This window comes from Pirellulales bacterium (assembly GCA_035939775.1).
Lineage (GTDB): Bacteria > Planctomycetota > Planctomycetia > Pirellulales > DATAWG01 > DASZFO01.
In genome coordinates this window covers 1-5,567 of record DASZFO010000173.1, presented here as the reverse complement: position 1 = coordinate 5,567, position 5,567 = coordinate 1, and the positions used below count along the sequence as shown (strand labels likewise).

General features: G+C 59.6%; 4 protein-coding genes. 1 reads left to right on the top strand and 3 read right to left on the bottom strand.

Going from position 1 to position 5,567, the window contains the following annotated elements; translation table 11 throughout:
• Nucleotides 1-263, top strand: a 263-nt coding sequence (locus VGY55_11505) for a 4'-phosphopantetheinyl transferase superfamily protein (protein HEV2970586.1), incomplete at its 5' end; no start/stop codon positions are given.
• Between the two features lie 45 nt (nt 264-308).
• Here the strand turns inward: VGY55_11505 and VGY55_11500 are convergent.
• The 3 genes from VGY55_11500 to VGY55_11490 form a co-directional block, all read right to left on the bottom strand.
• Complete coding sequence (locus tag VGY55_11500) at nt 309-3,041, bottom strand: glucosidase (GenBank protein HEV2970585.1); 2,733 nt, start codon at nt 3,039-3,041, stop codon at nt 309-311.
• 91 nt (nt 3,042-3,132) lie between these two features.
• Nucleotides 3,133-3,825 (bottom strand): hypothetical protein, encoded by a 693-nt coding sequence (locus tag VGY55_11495; protein HEV2970584.1) that lies wholly within the window; start codon nt 3,823-3,825, stop codon nt 3,133-3,135.
• 605 nt (nt 3,826-4,430) lie between these two features.
• Nucleotides 4,431-5,567: enolase C-terminal domain-like protein (locus VGY55_11490; GenBank protein HEV2970583.1), on the bottom strand; the 1,137-nt coding region annotated here is incomplete at its 5' end.

The window sequence follows — 5,567 nt, the reverse complement described above, 5'->3', positions numbered from 1 at the left end:
AGCAGGCCGTTGCCTTCTATCGGGCCTGGACCCGCAAGGAGGCCTATTTGAAGGCGACTGGATGCGGATTGTCGCGGCCACTGGCGTCATTCAGTGTCAGCGTGGCGCTGGGCGATTCGCCGCGTCTAATCCGCGACGATTCCGATCCGGCAGCGCATCAGAATTGGTCGTTTGCAGATTTTGACCCGGCGCCAGGCTGGGTGGGTAGTTTAGTCGTTGCCGGGCATTCGCGGCCTCTGCGAAGACTCGAATGGAACGGTTAACTGCGCGAGTCGACCTGATTGCGACTCGCCGCGCGCAGCCGTAGCTCAACTCGTACGCCTGGCGGTTTTGGTGGGCTTTGGCTTTGCGCGTGCGCTCTTTACCGTTCGCGGCAGGTCCCACAGCATCCGCGTGATGAGCGCGGTCCAGCCAGTCTGATGGCTGGCTCCGCAGCCCCGCCCGTTGTCGCCGTGGAAGTATTCGTAAAACAAGACGTGGTCGCGCCAATACGGGTCGTCGACGAATTGGCGGACGTTCCCATTGCATGGCCGGCGGCCCTTCGAATCGGCGAGGAAAATTTGCGCGAGGCGAGCCTCGATCTCTCGGGCGACGTCTTTGAGTGTCAGCTTGCGTCCGGAACCCGTTGGGCACTCAACCTGAAACGAGTCGCCGTAAAAGTGGTGATAGCGCTCGAGCGCCTCGATGAACAAGAAGTTAATGGGCATCCAGATCGGCCCGCGCCAGTTCGAGTTTCCGCCGAATAGACCCGTGGTCGATTCGCCCGGTTCGTAGTCGACGCGGTGCTCGTTGCCGTCGGATTGCAGCACAAACGGATGATCCTTGTGGACGCGCGACACGGAACGGATTCCGTAGTCCGAGAGAAACTCGTTCTCGTCGAGCAAATAGCGCAGCACCCGCTCGAGACGCTCTTTCGACGGAATTGCCAGCAGCCGCCGGCCGTGCGCAGGGCCATCGTCGGCGCGAGCCGCAGCGTCGGGCTGGCAGTAGGAGATGTATGCGGCCAATTCTTTCCGATGGTCGAGGAACCATTGCATCCGCTTCTTGAAGCCGGGCAGCCGATCGATCTGGCGGTCGTCGAGCACCTCCACGGCAAACAGCGGAATCAGCCCGACGATCGAGCGAATTTTAAGCGGCGTATCTTGGCCCTGCACGTGCAGCTGGTCGTAGTAAAACCCGTCCGTTTCGTCCCACAATCCGCTGCCGCCCAGAGAATTCATCGCGTCGACGATGGCGACAAAGTGCTCGAAGAATTTTGAGGCAATGTCCTCGTATTCCGGGCTTTCGGCAGCCAGCTCGAGCGCCATGGCGAGCATCGTCGAGCAGTAGAAAGCCATCCAGGCGGTCCCGTCGGCTTGTTCGAGCACGCCGCCGCCAGGCAACGGCTTCGATCGGTCGAATACGCCGATGTTATCCAGCCCGAGGAATCCTCCGGAAAAGAGATTGTTGCCCTCGATATCTTTACGGTTGACCCACCAGGTGAAGTTGAGGAGCAGCTTCTGAAAGGTGCGGGCCAGAAACATCCGGTCACGCTGTCCGCGGGAGGCGGTCATCTTGTAGACGCGCCAGCAAGCCCAGGCGTGGACCGGCGGATTCACGTCCGAAAACGCGAACTCGTAAGCCGGAATCTGACCGTTGGGATGCATGTACCATTCACGCAGAAACAGGATCAACTGGCTTTTGGCGAATTCGGGATCGAGCTTAGCGAGCGGCAGCATATGGAACGCCAGATCCCACGCGGCGTACCACGGGTACTCCCATTTGTCCGGCATCGAGATCACATCGCGATTGAACAGGTGCTGCCAGTCGACGTTGCGCGTGTGTTGATGCCCGGGGGGCGGAGGCGGCTGATCCGGGTCGCCGTACAGCCAGTCCTTCACGGAATAAAAATAGAATTGCTTGCTCCAGAGTAGCCCCGCTGCGGCCTGCCGGGAGATACTTCTGGCTTGCGGCGTGAGATCGGGAGACAATATGGCGTCATAGAATTCGTCGGTGTCGGCAATCCGCTCGGCGAAGATGCGATCGAACTCGGGGCCGAAGGGAGTGAGGGGAGCCTGGTCGCTGGCGAAAAGACGCAGTCGCAGCGTGACTTCCTTACCGGCGGGGACGTTGAGCTGATAGTAGGCCGCCGCTTTGGTGCCGGTCGGCTGCTTACTGAGCGCATCCTTGTTGCCGCCGACCACGAATTCGTGAAAGGCATCCTTGAACTTCACCTCGGGGTCTTCGGGGAATTTGAAGACCCGTACGAAGTTCGTCTCGTTCTCGGTGAAAAGCATCGTCGGCTTCGCGCCGTCGGAGGCCGGCTCGGCGAAGAAGCGGTAGACGCCGAGCGATGGATGATTGGTCTGCAATCCGCCGTCGACCTCGAGATCGATGCGCGGCTTGATCTCGCACCCCTCATGACCGCAGCCCCAAGACCAGGAATTGCGGAACCAGAGCGTGGGTAACAGGTGCAACGCCGCGGCGTCGGGCCCGCGGTTGGCCACCGTAAGGCGCATCAAGATGTCGTCGGTGTTGGCCTTGGAATATTCGACAAAGACGTCGAAATACCGCCCGTCGTCGAAGACATTTGTGTCCGTAATTTCAAATTCTGGGTCGAGCCGGCTGCGGCGCCGGTTCTCCGAGACCAGCAATTCGTAGGGAAAAGCCGCCTGCGGATATTTGTAGAGTGCCTTGAGATAGGAATGTGTGGGGGACGAATCGAGGTAAAAATAAATTTCCTTCACGTCCTCGGCGTGATTTCCCTCGTTCCCATTCAGGCCGAACAGCCGTTCTTTGAGGATCGCGTCCTTGCCGTTCCAGAGGGCCGGCGCAAAGCAGAGCCGGCACTCCCGGTCGCAGATGCCCAGCAGCCCGTCTTCGCCCCAGCGATACGCGCGACTGCGCGAATGGTCGTGCGGAAAATAATCCCAGCACTCGCCAGTGGCCGAATAATCCTCGCGGACCGTTCCCCATTGCCGCTCGGAAAGATACGGCCCCCAGCGCTGCCAGTTGGCCGTCCGGCGATTCGACTCCTCAAGGCGACGCTGTTCAACCGTCATAGCGATCAGTATAGGTTCGATCGCGGCTGGGGTCACGGCGGAGCGATGCGACAGCAGTTTGCGCAGTGCGTCGCCGTGCAGCACCTGAAATTCAAGAGGAACCGCGGTTCCTCGAGCTGTGTGCCTCGTCCAGGATGTCGCGGATCTCTGTGGCCAGCTGCGGCATGTAAACTGCAACGCCAGAAGCGTTGAGGTGAATGTGGTCCCAGCACAGCTTCGGTTCGTACCAAAGTAAGGTAGGTCGGCCGATGCGCACGTTCGAGTAATCGGTTTCCAGATTTCGCGACCATTGTTCAATCGTCGAGAAGTCCTTCACTTGGGACAGGTCACTTGGCATGGGCGAAAATCGAATCAATAAGGGGATGCCCAGGTTCCGGCAAGCTTCGGCCAACAGGCGGACGCTGCGATCCCATTCCGATTGGATCTTGGCGGGCGCTCCCGGGGATTCGATTTCTTCTCTTGCAACGTGGTCTCCCGGAACCGGATAGAAGCCGCGTGATTTGATCGCGCCCTCTTGAACGGCGCGAAAGGTTATGGGTGGCACCTTCCGTTGCGCCCCATCGAGGGGAACATCACGGATGTCTTGATCGCGGCCCCGGAACAAAGTCGACACCGCGCCCCAGGTGGTCAGGGATCCACGCTGAATGAAGTAGCGCACGCTAGCATTTAGCGGAATGAGGCCCGGCACCTCGGGCCCATAATTGGCTTCAAAGCGAGCCTGCATCGTACTGCCCATTCTGTCGGCGATCTCACTGGCACCGGAGTCAAAGGCGATAGGTGCCATGCATAAGACCACGAGTTGCGGCCGGGGGTGCTTTGACAAATAACCCATCCCCGTAATCAAGAACCCCATGGGTCCAATCCTGCCTTGGCTCCCCAAGTTGAAAGCGCGCAGCCCGGACAGACCCTCAAAGCGAATCGGATCAACACCGACACGGCAGGTGCTATCGCCCAGAAAAATCACATCGTTTCGGTCGTTCGACCGAAGAGCGTATTCGATTGGGCATGCAACGAGCGCTTCGTCGACCGTGGGCGGCCGCCGGGGCTCAAAGAAACGCAGCTCGGACTCGGTATTTCGGCCAACGCAGTAGCTGGCCGCAGACAATCCCCCTGAAATCCCGGTGGCTAGCGCCAATACAAGTGTCGCTGAGGCGATCCGATGGCTTCGTTGGAAACGCTCAGTTGTTCTCCCCACCCGCGACGCCGGAGAATTCGGCGGGCGTAAATTGGATGGTTCGGCGAGTTTAAGATCAGATCGCAAACTAAGCATCGACATCTTGAGAGCGCAAGCCGCTCACAACCATTTTCGTCGCAAGTCGGAGTCGCGCTCCAGGCGGACCAACTTCCGACTGACACGTCTACCTTACCGCGCCTTGCGAGGACGAGTCGTCAGAATCCCAGGCCGATCTTGTTCAATGCGCCTGTGGCAATCTGGCCATCGGTGACTTTGAAGAGGCCCGGATACTTTTTCGCCCAGAGCTTGTTGGCCTGCGGACAGTATTGGCGGCTGTTGCCTTCCACGGCAGCGACCGTGGGGATGCGGGCGGCGAGCGACGCCGATTGCAGAAACGAGGCTCCGGGACAGGTGAGATCCTGCACGCAGAGGAACATGTTAAATTTCTGTGCGGCGGCGGCGAGCAGCAACGAATCGGTCTGACCCTTGCACGTCTTGAGTGCGACGCCGCTGTAACCCATGTCGCGGGCGAGCATCAGTGTTTCGTAGTCGACGAGCGACTCGTCAATCACGATCGGCTTGAGCTTGGCCGCATCGTGCATCTTATCGTTCGGGTGCTCGCGCAAATTGCGATGGGTTGGTTGCTCGAGGTACTGAATGCGGTCAAAGGCCGCCGCATTCTGCTTCTTGACGCGCCCCAGAAAATCGAGCACGTAAGCGACATTCGCACACTTCTCGTTGAAGTCGCACGAGTAAGACAGTGCTGGCTTGCCCTTGGAGGTCGCGGCCTCGGTCGCTACCCGATCGACGGCCAGCGTCCTCTCGACGTCCCAATCTAAGTTGTCGCCGGCCAGCTTGATCTTCAGATGGGTCAAGCCGTCAGCTTTGATCCAGTCCGCCAGCGACTCGGGAAGGCCGTCTTTGAGCGGCTGTTTGACGTCGGCCGGCGTGAGCGGATCGATGGCTCCGACGAGATGGTAGAGCGGCAACGTCGGCTTGGGCTGCCGCAACGTGTACTTGTCGAGGTATTCGCCCTTGAATTGGTCATCGAGATAGATCGACAGGTCGTCGTTCATCTGTTTGGACGAGAGTCCGTCGTACGAATTCATATCGCTCGCGCGGCCGAACGCATCGTGCAGTGCCGCGTCGAAGGCGCTGGCGGCGACGAGCTGCGCCAACAGCGGCATCTCTTCGGCCAGCTTCAGTCGCTGAGCGAGTGTCTTTGCCAGATGCGGATATTCGGCCGAAAGCTGATAGGCAATCTCGATCGGATGTCCGTAGTCGGGATAGCCGTTGGCCAGTTCGACCACGTCCTCGGCGAATTTCTGCATCGCGTCTTCGGTCTGTTCGAC